Annotated in this window: 13 protein-coding genes and 3 tRNA genes; 7 read left to right on the top strand and 9 right to left on the bottom strand. The window is 56.0% G+C overall.

The window, feature by feature from the left end:
- Positions 1–30 precede the first annotated feature (30 nt).
- Both MKFW12EY_RS06795 and MKFW12EY_RS06790 read left to right on the top strand, forming a co-directional pair.
- On the top strand, positions 31–435 hold the full coding sequence (locus MKFW12EY_RS06795; RefSeq protein ID WP_054758342.1) for a 6-pyruvoyl trahydropterin synthase family protein: 405 nt from the start codon (positions 31–33) through the stop codon (positions 433–435).
- A gap of 2 nt (positions 436–437) precedes the next feature.
- Entirely contained in the window at positions 438–884 is a 447-nt protein-coding gene (locus MKFW12EY_RS06790; protein WP_054758341.1) for a DUF1249 domain-containing protein, read from the top strand.
- A 436-nt stretch (positions 885–1,320) separates the two neighbouring features.
- Here MKFW12EY_RS06790 and MKFW12EY_RS06785 read toward each other — a convergent pair whose 3' ends face one another.
- Positions 1,321–1,959, bottom strand: coding sequence for a hypothetical protein (locus MKFW12EY_RS06785; protein WP_054758340.1), 639 nt, complete (start codon positions 1,957–1,959; stop codon positions 1,321–1,323).
- A gap of 311 nt (positions 1,960–2,270) precedes the next feature.
- Positions 2,271–4,406 carry a DNA helicase RecQ gene (gene recQ, locus MKFW12EY_RS06780; RefSeq protein WP_221054229.1) on the bottom strand — a complete coding sequence of 712 codons (2,136 nt, stop codon included), beginning with the start codon at positions 4,404–4,406 and terminating at the stop codon, positions 2,271–2,273.
- Positions 4,407–4,643: 237 nt separating this feature from the next.
- On the opposite strand from recQ, the gene gshA reads away from it, so the two are divergent.
- From gshA to MKFW12EY_RS06765, 3 genes are read left to right on the top strand one after another with little or no spacing between them, the layout of a single operon-like run.
- Positions 4,644–6,230, top strand: coding sequence for a glutamate--cysteine ligase (gshA, locus tag MKFW12EY_RS06775; RefSeq protein WP_221054228.1), 1,587 nt, complete (start codon positions 4,644–4,646; stop codon positions 6,228–6,230).
- A gap of 3 nt (positions 6,231–6,233) precedes the next feature.
- Positions 6,234–6,956 carry a phosphoadenylyl-sulfate reductase gene (locus tag MKFW12EY_RS06770; RefSeq protein ID WP_054758339.1) on the top strand — a complete coding sequence of 241 codons (723 nt, stop codon included), beginning with the start codon at positions 6,234–6,236 and terminating at the stop codon, positions 6,954–6,956.
- Between the two features lie 28 nt (positions 6,957–6,984).
- Positions 6,985–7,668: a DUF4336 domain-containing protein gene (locus MKFW12EY_RS06765; protein ID WP_054758338.1), complete on the top strand. Its 684-nt coding sequence runs from the start codon at positions 6,985–6,987 to the stop codon at positions 7,666–7,668.
- Positions 7,669–7,744: 76 nt separating this feature from the next.
- Here MKFW12EY_RS06765 and MKFW12EY_RS06760 read toward each other — a convergent pair.
- The 5 genes from MKFW12EY_RS06760 to MKFW12EY_RS06740 form a co-directional block, all read right to left on the bottom strand.
- A tRNA-Glu gene (locus MKFW12EY_RS06760) sits at positions 7,745–7,820 on the bottom strand.
- A gap of 73 nt (positions 7,821–7,893) precedes the next feature.
- Positions 7,894–7,969, bottom strand: a tRNA-Glu gene (locus MKFW12EY_RS06755).
- A 20-nt stretch (positions 7,970–7,989) separates the two neighbouring features.
- Positions 7,990–8,065, bottom strand: a tRNA-Ala gene (locus MKFW12EY_RS06750).
- Between the two features lie 50 nt (positions 8,066–8,115).
- The gene (gltX, locus tag MKFW12EY_RS06745; RefSeq protein ID WP_221054227.1) at positions 8,116–9,513 is read right to left on the bottom strand and encodes a glutamate--tRNA ligase; all 1,398 of its coding nucleotides are present in this window, start codon (positions 9,511–9,513) and stop codon (positions 8,116–8,118) included.
- Positions 9,514–9,520: 7 nt separating this feature from the next.
- Entirely contained in the window at positions 9,521–9,964 is a 444-nt protein-coding gene (locus tag MKFW12EY_RS06740) for a tetratricopeptide repeat protein (RefSeq protein WP_054758352.1), read from the bottom strand.
- A gap of 169 nt (positions 9,965–10,133) precedes the next feature.
- Here MKFW12EY_RS06740 and MKFW12EY_RS06735 point away from each other — a divergent pair, with 169 nt between their 5' ends.
- Positions 10,134–11,315 (top strand): OmpA family protein, encoded by a 1,182-nt coding sequence (locus MKFW12EY_RS06735; RefSeq protein WP_054758337.1) that lies wholly within the window; start codon positions 10,134–10,136, stop codon positions 11,313–11,315.
- 119 nt (positions 11,316–11,434) lie between these two features.
- Positions 11,435–11,965: a hypothetical protein gene (locus MKFW12EY_RS06730; protein WP_054758336.1), complete on the top strand. Its 531-nt coding sequence runs from the start codon at positions 11,435–11,437 to the stop codon at positions 11,963–11,965.
- Between the two features lie 56 nt (positions 11,966–12,021).
- On the opposite strand, the gene MKFW12EY_RS06725 is transcribed toward MKFW12EY_RS06730, so the two are convergent.
- Together MKFW12EY_RS06725 and dnaE are read right to left on the bottom strand one after the other, a co-directional pair.
- On the bottom strand, positions 12,022–12,678 hold the full coding sequence (locus tag MKFW12EY_RS06725) for a retropepsin-like aspartic protease family protein (RefSeq protein WP_054758335.1): 657 nt from the start codon (positions 12,676–12,678) through the stop codon (positions 12,022–12,024).
- A gap of 135 nt (positions 12,679–12,813) precedes the next feature.
- Positions 12,814–16,302 carry a DNA polymerase III subunit alpha gene (gene dnaE, locus MKFW12EY_RS06720; RefSeq protein ID WP_221054226.1) on the bottom strand — a complete coding sequence of 1,163 codons (3,489 nt, stop codon included), beginning with the start codon at positions 16,300–16,302 and terminating at the stop codon, positions 12,814–12,816.
- Positions 16,303–16,304 lie beyond the last annotated feature (2 nt).

Below are 16,304 nucleotides of genomic sequence, written 5' to 3'. Positions count from 1 at the left end.
CCACAGATAACGACAAGGACGTGGCACGCCATGTATATCATCACCAAAGAAGTCTATTTTTGTTACGGCCACCGCCTGATGAACCATCCGGGCAAGTGCCGCAATCTGCACGGCCACAGCGTCAAGGCCAGTATTTCTATCCGCCAGGAACAACTGAATGCGCAAGGCATGGTCTGCGACTTTTCCGACGTCAAAGCCTGCGTCGAGAGCTTTATCGACGACGTGCTGGACCATAACTTTCTGCTGCACAAAGACGACCCTATCATTCCGGCCCTGATCGCCAATAACGAACAATATCTGGCGATAGACGAGCACCCCACCGCCGAAGTGCTGAGTAAAATGATTTACCAGTACGTCAAACAGCAAGGTTTCAACGTCGACCAAGTGGTGCTGTGGGAAACCGCCAGCGCCAACGCCTGCTACCGGGAAGATTGACAATGAGCCTGGTGCAGCCGGTCAACACCGCGTTTTGCCTGGAACAGCTATGCGAATCCAACTACCGGAAATTGTTCAAGCTGATTCCGAACTTGCGCTCTTTCGACCGGGCCGCGATCGGTGTGACGCAAAATAAACCGGCTCTGTATCTTGACGTTCTGGAACGCAATCCCTACACGCTGACCATAGAACTGACCCATTGCTTCAACCAGCAACGCTCCGAACTGCTGGTACCGGCCGTCAAAATCCGGATCTATCTCGACGCCCAACTGGCCGAAGTCATCCGCGACAACGACCGGCCGACGGTGGACAAGGTCTACCAGGACCCGGGCGATCTGATCGAAATCCGCGATTACAAATGGCGCTTGAACTATTTTCTGCAGAAATGGCTGGACCATTGCCTGAAAACCGAATACCGCTTCCAACGGACCGAGACGGCGCAAGCCTGATATAGCGTCCTGCATAAAACCTTGGTTTTGGCAACGCCTAGCTGGCGGGCGTAATGCTGCCGAGGGCGACAATCTGCCCAGGGTGTAGCTGGAGCAGCGGACTAATCTGTAATCAGCATGGTGTCTGCTCCGCCTCCCCTTAACGTAGCCAGTAAATTGTTGGCGTCGGAAAACCGCTCCAGGAATGGAAGCCCGACTCGCTTCAAATGCTCGATACCCTGATGAGTCGATTTAACGGCAGATGCTTCCGATAAGACACCATGCCGCCCCTCCTTCGATATTTCCTAGCTCGGCTCCGATGGTGCAGAAGCGTTTCCGGCCGGAAAGAAACTCGCTCGCGACATCAATCATTGTGTCAAAGGACGTGTTTTCATGATCCTACACCCAAAGCAAAACTCAGCAGCCAAGCGTTAGCGAAGTCGACTCAAACGTTGGGTTAGACCACGCATATGCCGACTCTTACAAATGTTTCACAGAGACTCGTTGGAACAATTGCTCCGCCATCCCAGCCACCGTTATTTTTTCCCAAGCCTGCATTTACAAATGCAAGTAAAAGGGATTCATCCATTTGTCGCGACTCATTGATCGTAGATTTCGAAAAATTCTCCAATTTTTCTAAATCGAAGGATGGAACTCGTTCAAGCGCAACCAATATACGGCGAAGCTCCTCGAAGGAAATTTCGCTTCGTGCGTAGGCGGCAAAGAATTTTGCCGCATACTCGGGTTTTTTCTCGCTCTCCATCCTATCCAGAATTTCAATTACCGCCGCACCAGTTCTGCCGGAGAATTTGTCGTCCTCATTTAATTTTTCAGCCATTGCGATTCGTTCTTCTTGCGAAATTTCCGAGAGTTGACTTATGAAACGAAGAAGCTTGTTGACAAGAAGCTGATCTCTAAAAGAACCGGTAGCATCAAATATTCCAACTATTGTATTAGCTAGCGGAATATCCTTAAGTGCGCCAGACTCAAACAAAGTGTCTATTCCAAGTTCTAAGTACTCCTTTCCTACACTAACCAATGAATCGGATTTCAGAACGTTCACGACGGCTGAGCCGCGCTGGGTATCTTTTGCCATATTTCCTCGAAATTTTTACACTTTAGCTAACGCGAATTGGGTTAGATTTACTGATACCGATGTTTTCTGTGCTGCAAGGGATAAATATTGTCTATCAGCTTACTGCCCGACGAGACGATATTGCACGTCTTTACAGGAGATGTACCTCTATAACTGTCATGCGCCTCACCAGATTCGCTAATCATTTGACGTCAAGCCAAATCCTCCGCCGGATGCCGTTCGTCGCACCAAGTGGCTTGATTTGGGGGCAATGTCTCTTCACCACGATATTTTCAGGCTATGCCGAAACTAAGGCTTTGTTCAGCCCGCTTCTACCCAGTCTGCCGCTGTAACGCGGCGCGGACGCAGCGCAATATGCCGTAACTGTAGGCTCCGGCCAGTTGTTCGTAGACCGGCTTCAACGCATTGCGTTGCTCGTGCGGCAAGGCCAACAAAGCGGCTTCGATGTCGCCGAGTTCCGCCGGCGACAGGTTTAACACGTCGCCCAGTTCCACCAAACCGGATTCCAAGGCTTTCGCCATATGGTTGTAAACCGTATCCTCGGTTACTCCCCGCTGCCGCGCCACCTGCTCCACGCTATAGCCCAAGCGAAACAAATCCAGGCTCTCGGCAACGGTATCGGAGCGGGAGCCGGGCTCCGCTGCGGTATCGAACTCGGCCAGGACGGCCAAAAACTCGTCGCCGTACAGTTCCAGCTTGCGCTGGCCGATGCCGGAAATCATCCCGAGCTGTTCGCGGTTGTGCGGTCTCACCTCCACCATCGCCATTAAGGTGGCATCGTGAAAAATCACGTACGGCGGCACATCCTGCTCGTCGGCCAACTGTTTGCGCTTGGCCCGCAACGCTTCCCACAAGGCACTGTCCGCCGCGCCGCCCGGCTGGCGCTTTTCGTACTTATCGCGCCGGGTCTTGGCGGTTTGCACGTCCTTGCGCAGCATCAAGGTTTGCTCGCCGCGCAACACCGGCCGGCAGGCGTCGGCCAAGCGCAGGCTGCCGTGGCCTTCGAAGTCGATCTCTACCAGCGATTTGGCAACCAATTGCCGGAACACGGAACGCCAGCGTTTTTCGTCGAGGGCCTTGCCGATGCCGAAAGTCGATAGCCGGTCGTGGCCGAATTGCTTGATGCGCTCGTCGTCCTTACCGAGTAAGACGTCGATCAAGTAGGTGGCGCCGAAGCGCTGGCCGGTGCGGTAGATGCAGGACAAGGCCTGCTGCGCGGCCAGACTGCCGTCCCAGGTCGCAACCGGTTCCAGGCAGGTATCGCAATTGCCGCAGCCCTGCTCCAGCACGTCGCCGAAATAGCCGAGCAAGGCCTGGCGCCGGCAACCGACCGTTTCGCACAAGGCCAACATCGCATCCAATTTGTGCAATTCGACCCGTTTATGGGCGGCGTCGGCGTTGGATGCGCCGAGCATCTGCCGCAAGGTCAATACGTCCTGCAAGCCGTAAGCCATCCAGGCATTGGCCGGCAAGCCGTCGCGGCCGGCGCGGCCGGTTTCCTGGTAGTAAGCCTCCACACTCTTCGGCAGGTCCAGATGGGCGACGAAACGCACGTTCGGTTTATCGATGCCCATGCCGAAGGCGATGGTGGCGACGATAATCAGGCCATCCTCCATCAAAAACTGATGCTGGTTTTTCTGCCGCTGCTGGTGGTCCATACCGGCGTGGTAAGGCAACGCCCGCAAGCCTTTTTGGCTCAACCATTCGGCGGTTTCCTCGACTTTTTTGCGCGACAGGCAATAAACGATACCGGTATCGCCGGGATGCTCGCTGCGGATAAAGCTCAGTAACTGTTGGCGGGCATTGTCTTTTTGCACGATCCGGTAGCGGATATTGGGCCGGTCGAAGCCGCTGACAAAGACTTGGGCTTGTTCCAAGGCCAAGCGGGCGATGATTTCCTGGCGGGTACGTTCGTCGGCGGTTGCGGTCAAGGCAATGCGCGGCACGGTCGGAAATTGCTGGTGCAACACCGATAACTGCAGGTAATCGGCGCGAAAGTCGTGGCCCCATTGCGATACGCAATGCGCCTCGTCTATCGCAAACAAGGCAATCTTGCAGCGGTTGAACAAGGCTTGAGTTCTGAGATTGGACAGCCGTTCCGGGGCGATGTACAACAAATCCAAGTCGCCGTTTTGCAACTGTTGCTCAATGTCGCGCACCTGCTCCAACGATAAGGTGGAATTCAGGTATGCGGCTCTGACGCCGAGTTGGTGCAACGCGCTGACCTGGTCTTGCATCAACGCGATCAACGGCGAGATGACGATGCCGACGCCGTCCATCACCAGCGCCGGAATCTGGTAACACAAAGACTTGCCGCCGCCGGTCGGCATCAGCACCAAGACGTCACGGCCGGCAATCAGTTGTTCGATGATGTGCTGCTGCTGGCCGCGAAAACTGTCGTAGCCGAATACGCTACGTAGCGTGTCGAGCGCTGGATTATGGGTCATTTGCCGAATGGTGAAGCCTTGCTGGCGCGGATAAGCGGTTACTGATAACCGTTATTACACCATAGATGGCGGCGCGACTGCAGCGCTGAGGACGCCTGGCTTTGCAGCCGGCCTTGAAATAGTCGGCGACGCGCCTTATCTCGACTGGACAGCACTGCTGCGATTTCAATAATCCGGGTACCAGCCCTTATAATGGCCCGCTAACTCACGCCGCCGTCGGCGCCAACCTTTTCTTCTATGATAACGAACTACTGCTGCCTACCCGACCGCCTGAAATATTTGATAGCGCGCGATCAACAGTACTTGCTCAAGCAAGGCCTGAAAGGCATAGAGAAAGAAAGCCTGCGCATTTCCGAACAAGGCGCGATCTCGCAAAAGCCACATCCGCGCGCATTGGGTTCGGCCTTGACCCATCCGTATATCACGACCGATTATTCGGAAGCGTTACTGGAATTCATTACGCCGCCGTTTGCCGACATCAAACAAACGCTGGATTACATGCACCAGATTCACCAATTCGTTTACCCGCATCTGGGCGACGAAATGCTGCTGGCCACCAGTATGCCGTGCGGTATCGACGGCGATCTGAGCATTCCGATTGCCGAATACGGTACGTCCAATATCGGCAAGATGAAACATATCTACCGCAAGGGCTTGTGGCACCGTTACGGCCGTACCATGCAGGCGATTGCCGGCATCCATTTCAATTATTCGGTGCCGCAAGGGTTGTGGCCGGCGCTGCACGGTTACGACGGCGGCGACTTATCGCTGGAAGACTTTATTTCCAAGTCGTATTTCGGCCTGATTCGCAATTTCCATCGTCAAGGTTGGCTGATTTTGTATCTGTTCGGCGCCTCGCCGGCCATCTGCAAGACGTTTTTCAAGAGCCGGCCGCAACTGATGCAACAGTTCAAGGAATTCGACGACCATACCGTGTTCCACCCCTACGCGACCTCGCTACGGATGAGCGATATCGGTTACAAGAGCAAAAATCAGGCAGGCTTGAAAATCGACTACAACTCGCTGGAAGGTTATGTGCAAAGCTTGAGCGCGGCGATCAACACACCTTACCCGGAGTACCAGGCGATCGGTGTCAAGGTCGACGGCGAATACCAGCAGCTGAATGCCAACATTCTGCAAATCGAGAACGAGTTTTATAGCACGATGCGACCGAAGCAGATCGCCAAATCCGGCGAGAAGCCAACTTTAGCCTTGAAACGCCGCGGCGTGCTGTACGTGGAAATGCGCTCGTTAGACTTGAACCTGTTGAATCCGATCGGCATCGACGAAAGTACGGCCCGTTTTGTCGAGGCGTTCTTGCTTTACTGCTTGCTGCACGACAGCCCGCCGCAAGGGCCGGACGAATTTCAGATCAACAACAGCAACCAATTGCTGGTCGCCAACCAGGGCCGCCAGCCCGGACTGGAATTGAACCGTAACGGCAAGCCGGTCACGCTGCAAAATTGGGCGCACGACATTTTGTGCGCAATGCAACCGATCTGTGCCGTGCTGGACCGCGGCAGCCTGGACCGCCCTTACCAATTGGCTCTGCAACACCAGCTCGCCGTGGTCGACAATCCGGCGCTGACGCCGTCGGCCAGGATACTGGCTTGCATGCGCGAAAACGGCCAGGAATTCGGCTGCTTTGCCAGCAATACGTCGGCCTTGCACAAACACTATTTCAACGCCGAACCGCTGGATGCGGACAGCCAGCGCCAATTCGAAGAACTGGCCGCTACCTCGCTGCGGAAACAAGCCGAAATCGAAGCCGGCGACACGCTCGACTTCGACGAATTTTTATCCCGTTACTTCGCCCAGAGCTAATTTATGACCGCATTCGATCTGAACACCGCCCAAACCGAGCTGCAAGGCAAAAATCCGCGCACAATTCTGAAAGCGGCGCTGGCCAATTTCGACAACATCGCCATTTCTTTCAGCGGCGCCGAGGATGTGGTGTTGATCGATATGGCGATAAATATTCGGAAAGACATTCAGGTATTCTCGCTGGATACCGGTCGCCTGCACCCGGAAACCTACCGCTTCATCGAAAAAGTCCGCAAACATTACGGCATCGCCATCGATATTTTGAGCCCGGACCGGGAACAGTTGGATGCCTTCGTCAAGGAAAAGGGTTTGTTCAGCTTTTACGAAGACGGCCACCAACAATGTTGTGCGATCCGTAAAGTCGAACCGCTGCGGCGAAAACTAGCCGGGCTCGACGCCTGGATCACCGGCCAGCGTAAGGACCAAAGCCTGGATACCCGCGGCGACATCCCGGAAGTACAACTCGACGCCGGTTTTTCCGGTCCGGGCAAACAACTGGTCAAATTCAATCCGTTGCTGAACTGGACCTCGGCCCAGGTCTGGGATTACATCGAAGCCTATCGGGTACCGTACAACGATTTGCACCAGCACGGTTACATCAGCATCGGTTGCGAACCGTGCACCCGGCCGGTGCTACCGAACCAACACGAGCGGGCCGGACGCTGGTGGTGGGAGGACAGTGCGAAGAAGGAATGCGGCCTGCACGGTGGCAACATCGACAAATAACCCCGAAAAACAGCGGCCGGATCGACCGATGAACTTGGAAACATTGGTTCCGGGCCAAATCTGGCATGTGCGGCAGGCGCTTAAGTTCGGTCCGCTCCAGTTGACCACCCGGTCGACTATCGTCAGGCTGGCCGGCGGCGAAGTCTGGGTACATTCGCCGATATCGCCCGCGCCGGAATTGCTTGGCGCAATCGCCGAAATCGGCCCGGTTAAATACGTGATCGCGCCGAATAAAAGCCATCACTTGTTCTTCTTGCCTTTTCTGCAGGCCTGCTGCGACGCTCAAGGCTATATTGCTCCGGGGCTGGCCGATAAGCGGCCGGATTTGGCGGGTTTTCCGACTATCCCTTCAGCGGATTGCGCACCGTGGGCGGCTGAATTGGATAGTCTGTTTATCGACGGACTGCCGGTTATCAATGAAACGGTGTGGTTTCATAAACCAAGCGGCACACTGATTTTGACGGACTTGCTGTTCTGTTTCGGCGACGACAATAGTTGGGCGACACGAATCGCCGCCCGCTTACTTGGCGTCTATCGCAGATTGGCGATGTCGCGCAGCATGAAGCTGCTGATAAAAGACCGAGCCGCCCTGTCTCGCTGCGCCCAACGGATTCTCGCCTGGGATGTGCGGCGCATTGTCGTCGCCCATGGCGAAATCACTGACGCGAACGCCAAGCAGCACTTGGTAGAAGCATTCAGGCATTTGACTTGAATTGCGGCGCGGATCGATACAAACCGATGCAATGCAGCGGTAACTGAATCGCACTGAAGGAATAAATCAAGAGAATTGGCGTCCCCACGGGGGTTCGAACCCCGGTTACCGCCGTGAAAGGGCGGTGTCCTAGGCCACTAGACGATGGGGACTCAGGACTGTGTGCAGATAATTCTGCAGCTTTTTTGATTAGCGGTTGCCGGTGGTTACCGGCTTTAGCCAGATTGGCGTCCCCACGGGGGTTCGAACCCCGGTTACCGCCGTGAAAGGGCGGTGTCCTAGGCCACTAGACGATGGGGACTTAGGACTAAATCAACTATTTGGTGGAGCCAAGGAGGATCGAACTCCTGACCTCTTGCATGCCATGCAAGCGCTCTCCCAGCTGAGCTATGGCCCCGTAGTTGAGTTCTCGTATTATACGGATATTTAGATCCTTGTCCAGAGAATTTATAATTTTTTTATAAACTCGATCGCTCGATCCAACCGATTCAAAGTTTTTTCGCGACCCAGCAGCTTCAACGTCACGTCGATGGCCGGCGACACGCTGCCGCCGCAGACGGCGACGCGCAACGGCTGCGCGACTTTGCCCAGATTAAGTTGCAACCGCTCGGCGCTATCGAATACCACCTGATGCAGCGCATCGGCCTCCCAGTCCGCCAATGCACCGAATTGGTCCCGCAAATGCTGCAACACGTCATCGACGCCGGCCTTGAAATTCTTCTTCACGGCCTTGTCGTCGTACTCCGCAAAGTCGCGGTAGAAATAGACGCTGTCGTTAGCCATATCCACCAAAGTCTTGCAGCGCTCGCGCTGGGCTTTGACGACCTCGCTCAGAGCGGGCCCGGTCGCCGGATCGATGCCGCGCTCGCCCATGTGCCAAGCCAGATGCCGAGCGACGTGAGCGGGATCGGAGTTCATGATGTATTGGTGATTCAACCAGATTAGCTTATCGGTATTGAAGGTGGACGCCGATACGTTGACTTTCTCCAACTCGAACAGCTCGATCATTTGCTCGATCGAAAACAACTCCTGATCGCCGTGCGACCAACCCAATCGCACCAGATAGTTCAACAACGCTTCCGGCAAATAGCCGTCGTTGCGGTACTGCATCACGCTGACCGCGCCATGGCGTTTGGACAGGCGCGCGCCGTCCGGGCCCAGAATCATCGGCACGTGGGCGTAAATCGGCAACGGTGCGCCTAAAGCTTGCAAAATATTGATCTGTCTGGGCGTATTGTTGACGTGGTCGTCGCCGCGGATGACGTGAGTCACGCCCATGTCCATATCGTCGACGACGACGGTCAGGTTATAGGTCGGCGTACCGTCGGAACGGGCGATGATCAAATCGTCCAATTCTTTGTTGGCAACGACGATGCGGCCTTTCACCAGATCGTCGATCACCACCTCTCCGCTCTCCGGATTCTTGAAGCGCACCACAGGCTCGCCGCTCGGATTCGAGACGCCATGGCGGCATTTGCCGTTGTAACGCGGCTTTTCCTTGTTAGCCATTTGCTTTTCCCGCAACGCGTCGAGTTCCTCGCGGCTGCAATAACAGTAATAGGCGTCGCCTTGATCGAGCAACTGCTGTATCACTTCTTTATAGCGGTCGAATCGCTGGGTTTGGTAAAACGGGCCTTCGTCGTATTCCAAGCCCAACCAGGTCATGCCTTCCAGAATCGCGTTGACCGATTCCTGGCTCGAGCGCTCCAGGTCGGTGTCCTCAATCCGCAAAATAAAACGGCCGCCGTGTTTGCGGGCGTACAGCCACGAAAACAACGCGGTTCTAGCGCCGCCGACGTGTAAATAGCCGGTGGGACTCGGAGCAAATCGGGTTCTTATACTCATTATCGGATTATTGGGTTATTAAAAATTTCTTAGCGTATTCGCCGGGAATCGAGCGCGACGCGCTCAGTCGCATCGCCTGGTAATTGAATTGGACACTGCCCTTGGCGGCATCGTTTTTGCCCAGAATGGCCAAAGAAGTACCATGGCCCTGGGCCGCGGCCTTTTCGTACCATTGGGTGGCTTTGTCGCGGTCGCTGGTAACGCCCAAACCGCGATCGTACATCGCCGCCAGCGCCACTTGAGCATCGACCAATCCTTGATTGGCCGCCTTTTCCATCCAGTGAGCGGCCTGCTGCTCGTCTTTTGGTTCGCCGTCGCGGCCCAGTAGGAATCGCGACGCCAGCTTGGCTTGCGCCAAAGCGTTGCCCTGCTCGGCCGCCTGTTTTATGTTGTCGGCAAAAGCCGGATTCATCTGCGCCATGAGCAGGCACAGCCATAGCAACTTACGCATCAAATACCCCCAGGAAAAAATCGATGGCACGGCCAAATCGCTATTATTTCACGGCGCTTGGCCCATTTGAATGAACTATATAAAAATAAGGGATTGATGTTAGACTTTGCCTATCAAGGCAAACACTCCAGCCTTGCCGCCCAAGAATAACAACCAGGAGACTTGAGATATGAAAACAAACCTAATGATTACGGTCGCACTGGCCGGCGCGGTATTATCGGGCTGCGCCACCCAGTCGAGCAATAACTTCCCACCGTTCCAGGCCGAAGACCTGAATGCGTTGGTCAAATCGGGCAGACTGGTACAAAAAACCAACAGCTTCCTGGTGGTGAACGACTCCTCCTCGTCCATGAGCCGAATTTACCTTAATTCCCAAGACTACAGCGGCACCAAGCTCGATGTCGAAAAGGCATTGCTGAACAAATTCAACAAATCCATTCCGTCCATTCCGTTGATGTCCGGCTTGCGCAGCTTCGGCTATGGCCCCTGCCTGGACTGGAGCGCGACCAAATTGAACCAGCCGGTGCAAAACTACACCCAAGCCGGCTTCGACAGCGCCATCACCTCTTTGCAATGCTCCAGCGGCGGTACGCCTTTAGCCGATGCACTGCAAGAATCCAGCCGCGATTTGGCTAACGCCTCCGGCAACATTGCCATGATCGTGTTAAGCGACGGTATCGAAGAAAGCTCTCCGGCTCCGACCGCGGCAACCCTGAAAGCCCAATACGGCGACCGGCTGTGCATATACACGGTTTGGGTGGGCAACGACCAAGACGCCGCCGGCCAGGCCGTGCTGCAAAGCATCGCCGACGCGTCCGGTTGCGGCTTCTCGACAACCGCCGACGCGATCAGCACTCCACGCGGCATGAGCGACTTCGTCAAAAACGTTTTCTTCAAAGCCGGAACGCCTGTCGCCGACTGTTCGAAACTGGACGATGACAAAGACGGCGTCAACAATTGTGCCGACAAATGCGCCGATACGCCGAAGGGCGCCATCGTCGATAAAAACGGCTGCTGGGCATTCCGCGGCGTCCTGTTCGATTTCGACAAAGCCGACATCAAATCCAAATACAGCCCGCTGATCCAAAATGCGGTGGACGTGATGAAACTGAACCCCGGCCTGACCGTGGAAATTCAAGGCCACACCGATAGCTACGGCACCGACGCCTACAACGAAAAACTGTCGGAGCGCCGCGCCAACGCCGTCAGAAACGAACTGATCAAACAAGGCGTTGACGGCAAACGCCTGACTGCAGTCGGCTTCGGCGAATCCAAACCGGTGGAAAGCAACGACACCGACGAAGGCCGCGCTTACAACCGCCGCGTCGAGTACAAACGTACCGACCGCTAGCCGCTGCCTTAGCGTGTAGTCCAAGAAGGGAGGCTCAAGCCTCCCTTTTTTTTGCCAAGCCGCGACGCAACTTAACCGGCGAGTGCACGCAGACGGGCAAAGCCAACCAGGAGCAACGTATGAAATATATTATCAAGCAGATCGGCGACGACTTTATTTTCGAGGAACTGGAAGCCGCGCGCCGGCAATTTATCGAGTCGCTGAACTACTCGATGGAAAGCGCGAAATTCGTATTCGACAAAAACGCCAAAGACCCGCTGGACTTTTACATTGCCTACGATTTCCAGCAGAAAGACGGCGAACCGGTGGTGTACGGCTTTAATCTGCGCGACGAGTTAATCAAGGCTTTCAAGCTGGACACCGACAAAACCCATAACTCGACATTACTGCTGAGTATCGGCCAAAACCTGAAATCGTTAGCCGACGAACTGACAGAACGTTACGACCCGGAACCGCCCAAAACCATTGCGGAAGAAATCGGCAAACAAGAGGACGCATACGCCAAGAGCGTCAACCGCTCCTACCGCGACGTGTTGAAAGAAGCCAAGGCCAAGGATGCAGCGGAACGCGAAGCCGCCGGCATGTCGGATTTCGGCCGCGGCGACCGCCACCTTTGGCAAACCCTGGTGTTAAAAGGCCGTTTTAAGTGACGCTCTAATGAAAGACCCAACTTTGAAAAAATCGGCCGAAAGCGGGCGACGAGCGGTCAATTGCCGAACTTGGTGACGCAATGCTTTTGCGCATCGCACTCCACCGACTTGGTAATCGGGTTGGGCGAAACGTAATAATCGGATTGCGGCCGGCTGTCGATATCCGAGGGCGGCGGCATTGCCACCCGGTCTTCCAGATGATTCTGCTCGATCAATTGTTCATTCAAACGCAAGGTCAGCGTGTCGCCGGATTGAGTCATTTTGAAGAATCTCAAGGTATTCATACCCAGCAAAATCTCGGTCAGATGCTGATTCAGCGCCGCTTCGATGTGCTTCAATTCAGTGTTGCCGATAGCCAGGCTGTCGATAACCGTCAGTTTGTCGAAAGTTCTGCCGCCGGCCGTAGCCGTATCGACTTGCCTGCCGAACGGCAAGCGCGCCTCATGGGCAAATTTCATCGGTATAACCGTCAAGGTTGCTCCGGTGTCGATCAGGAACGGCAACTCCCTACCGTTAATCGATAATCTTCCGCGAAAATGGCCGCTATCGTCGGCGCGCAGGGTAATATCGCCGGACCGGTCGGCGTTGCCGGCTAGCGTTCGCCGCTTTTCTGAGATTGTGCCGGCCTCGGCCTGCACGGAGAAAACAGACAATAACAGTAATAGGTAAACGGCGCCGGCTCTGCGGCGGATGCACCCAATCGAGTCGGCCATGTTTCCCCCTTTAAGAATTGGGCCGGATGCTTGGTTTCCCCCCGGCACACCGAATCAGCCTAGCACTATCAGGGCAAATTCCAAATGTTCGTTAGCGTCGATTACGGCAGACTGCGGTTACAGGAACCGCTGCGATCAATAGCGGACCGCGACCTTCTCCGCGCTCAACAACCGGCGTAACCGGATCAGAAGTTCGTCGGCCGGTCGCACCCGCCATTCGTCGCCCAATTTCAACGCGGCCTTATCGCCAGCCGTGCGGTATTCGAGTTCGACCGGACATTGCCCGCCGCGGAACGGCAATAATGTTTCCTGTAAACGCCCCAACCAGTCGCTCGGCAGCTCGGGGTTGGCGGCATCGATCTGCAACGTAATGCCTCGCGCAAACACCTCGCGCGCCTCTTCCATGCCGTATAGTTTTTCGGCGGTCATGCGCAGGCTATTGCTGAAATCGTCCATCGCCAGCGAGCCTTCCGCAACCAAAATCGTATCCTTGTTCAGCAGGTTGCGGTATTTATCGAAAATACCGCTGAAAGCGGCGACCTCCAGCCGGCCGGTGCGATCATCCAGCGTGGCGAAGCCCATCATCTTGCCCTGCTTGGTCTGGCGGGTACGCATTTCCACGATCAGGCCGGCAACGCGCGCTTCCATCTTGCCGCGACTGCGGCCGGCGTCGACTTCCAGACTGCCCAGCGTGCCATGGGTAATGTGTTTCAGTTCCGGCAGGTATTCGGCAATCGGATGGCCGGATAGAAACAAGCCCAATGTCTGCTTTTCCGCTTCCAGCTTTTCTTTTTCGGTCCATGGCTCGACCACGGTGGAATAAGCGTCGGCCTCGTTGTCGCTCTCCTCGACTTCCACGCCCAGCCCGAACAAGTCGTTCTGGCCGGCCAGCGCCATCTTGCCGTGCTGTTCGGCGACCCGCAGCGCGGTGGTCAACTCGGCCATGTGTGCGGCGCGGTTCGGGTCGATGGAATCCAGCGCCCCGGCCTTGATCAGCGCTTCCAGCACCCGGCGGTTGACCTTGCGCAAATCGACGCGCTTGCACAAATCGTAGAGGCCGGAATACGGCCCGTTGACGTTGCGCTCTTTCAGCAAATCGTCGATGGCGTTTTCGCCGACGCCTTTGATCGCGCCTATGCCATAGACGATTTGGCCCTTGTCGTTGACCGTGAAGCGAAAGTCGGACAGGTTGATGTCGGGCGGGCAAATTTGCAGCTTCATTTCCCGACATTCCTCGATCAACACCACCACCTTGTCGGTGTTGTCCATGTCCGACGACATCACCGCCGCCATAAAGGCGGCCGGATAATGCGCTTTCAGCCACGCGGTCTGGTAGGCCACCAGCGCGTAGGCGGCCGAGTGCGACTTGTTGAAACCGTAGCCGGCGAACTTCTCCATCAAGTCGAACACGTAGGTGGCGATGCCGGCGTCGATTTGGTTGGCGACGGCGCCGGACATGAATTTCTCCCGCTCCTTAGCCATTTCCTCGGGCTTTTTCTTACCCATCGCCCGCCGCAACATGTCGGCGCCGCCCAACGTGTAGCTGGCCAGTTCGCGGGCGATTTGCATCACCTGTTCCTGGTAGAGAATCACGCCGTTGGTCGGTTTCAGGATCGGTTCCAGCAGCGGATGGGCGTACTCGGCCTTGGCGCCGTGCTTGACGTTGATGTAGTCGTCGACCATGCCCGATTCCAGCGGGCCGGGTCGGAACAACGCCACCAGCGCGATGATGTCGTCGAAGCAATCCGGCTTCAGTTTCTTAATCAAGGCCTTCATGCCGCTGGATTCGAGCTGGAACACCGCCGTGGTCTGGGCGTTTTTCAGCAATTCGTAGCTGGCCTGATCGTCGCGCGGAATTTGGCTGATGTCGACCGGCGGCTCGCCCTTGGCGGCGCGCTGGCGGTTGATGGTCTGCAAGGCCCAATCGATGATGGTGAGGGTTCTAAGTCCCAAAAAGTCGAACTTGACCAGACCGACCGCCTCGACATCGTCCTTGTCGAACTGGGTCACCAGATTGCCGCCGCCCTGCTCGCAATATAGCGGCGAAAAGTCGGTCAGCTTGGTCGGTGCGATGACGACGCCGCCGGCGTGTTTGCCGGCATTGCGGGAAATGCCTTCCAGCGCACGAGCCATGTCGATCAATTGCTTGACGTCTTCCTCGCTGTCGTACAGGTCTTTCAATTCCTGGCTTTCTTTCAGCGCCTTGTCCAGCGTCATGCCGATCTCGAACGGAATCAGTTTCGCCAGCCGGTCGACGAAGCCATAGGCGTGACCCATGACCCGACCAACGTCGCGAATCACCGCCTTCGCCGCCATCGACCCGTAGGTGATGATCTGCGACACGTGGTCGCGGCCGTAGTGGCGGGCGACGTAGTCGATCACCTCGTCGCGGCGTTCCATGCAAAAGTCGATATCGAAGTCCGGCATCGACACCCGCTCCGGGTTCAAAAAACGCTCGAACAGCAGGTCGAATTCGATGGGGTCGAGGTCGGTGATCTTCAACGCGTAGGCCACCAGCGAACCGGCGCCGGAACCCCGACCCGGCCCGACCGGAATATCGTTATTCTTGGCCCACTGGATAAAGTCGGCGACGATCATAAAGTAGCCGGGAAAACCCATCTGCACGATCACGTTCAGCTCGATTTCCAGACGCTCGTCGTAAACCTTGCGATTCTCCTCGAAGCTGCCCTTGCCGACCGGCGGATGCTGTTGCAGGCGCTCCTCCAATCCTTCGCGCGAGGCTTGCTTGAAATAGTCGGCCAGCGTCATGCCTTCCGGCACCTCGAAATCGGGCAGGAAGTTTTCGCCCAGTCGCAATTCGACGGTGCACCGTTTGGCGATTTCGACGCTGTTTTGCAACGCTTCCGGGATATCAGCGAACAGCTCGGTCATTTCCTCGGCGCTGCGCAGATATTGCTGATTGGTATAGTCTTTCGGCCGCCGGCTATCGTCCAGCACCCGGCCCTGGTGAATGCAGACCCGCACTTCGTGAGCGTCGAAGTCGCTTGGGTTCAAAAACCGCACGTCGTTGGTGGCGACGACCGGCAAGTCCAATTCGGCCGCCAACTCCACCGCCAAACCGATATAGCGTTCTTCGTCCGGCTTACCGACCCGTTGCAATTCCAAATAAAAGCTATCCGGGAATAAACCGCTCCAAAACTCGGCGCAGGCTCGAGCTTGTGCGCGATTTTCCGCCAACAGCGCGGCGCCGATGTCGCCCTGCATTGCCGCGGACAATGCGATCAATCCGGCATGGTTTTCGGCGATCCACTCTTTCTGCAACATCGGAATACCCTGGTGCTGGCCTTCCTGATAGCCGCGCGACACCAATTCGGTCAGCGTCACATAGCCTGGCTGGTTGCGAGCCAGCAAGGTCAGGCGATGCGGCGCGGCGGGCTCTTCCGGGTTGTAAATCCAAACGTCGGCTCCGGCAATCGGCTTGATGCCGGCGCCCTGGGCGGCCTTATAGAATTTGACCAACGAAAACAGGTTGCTCTGTTCGGTAATGGCCGCAGCCGGCATTTGGTATTCGCCGAGTTTTTTTACCAGCGGCTTGATGCGGACGATACCGTCGACCAGCGAGAACTCGGTATGGATGCGGAGATGGACGAAGCTCGGATTCATCG

The organism is Methylomonas koyamae (assembly GCF_019669905.1).
Lineage (GTDB): Bacteria > Pseudomonadota > Gammaproteobacteria > Methylococcales > Methylomonadaceae > Methylomonas > Methylomonas koyamae.
This window is presented reverse-complemented; position numbering and strand designations above follow the sequence as displayed.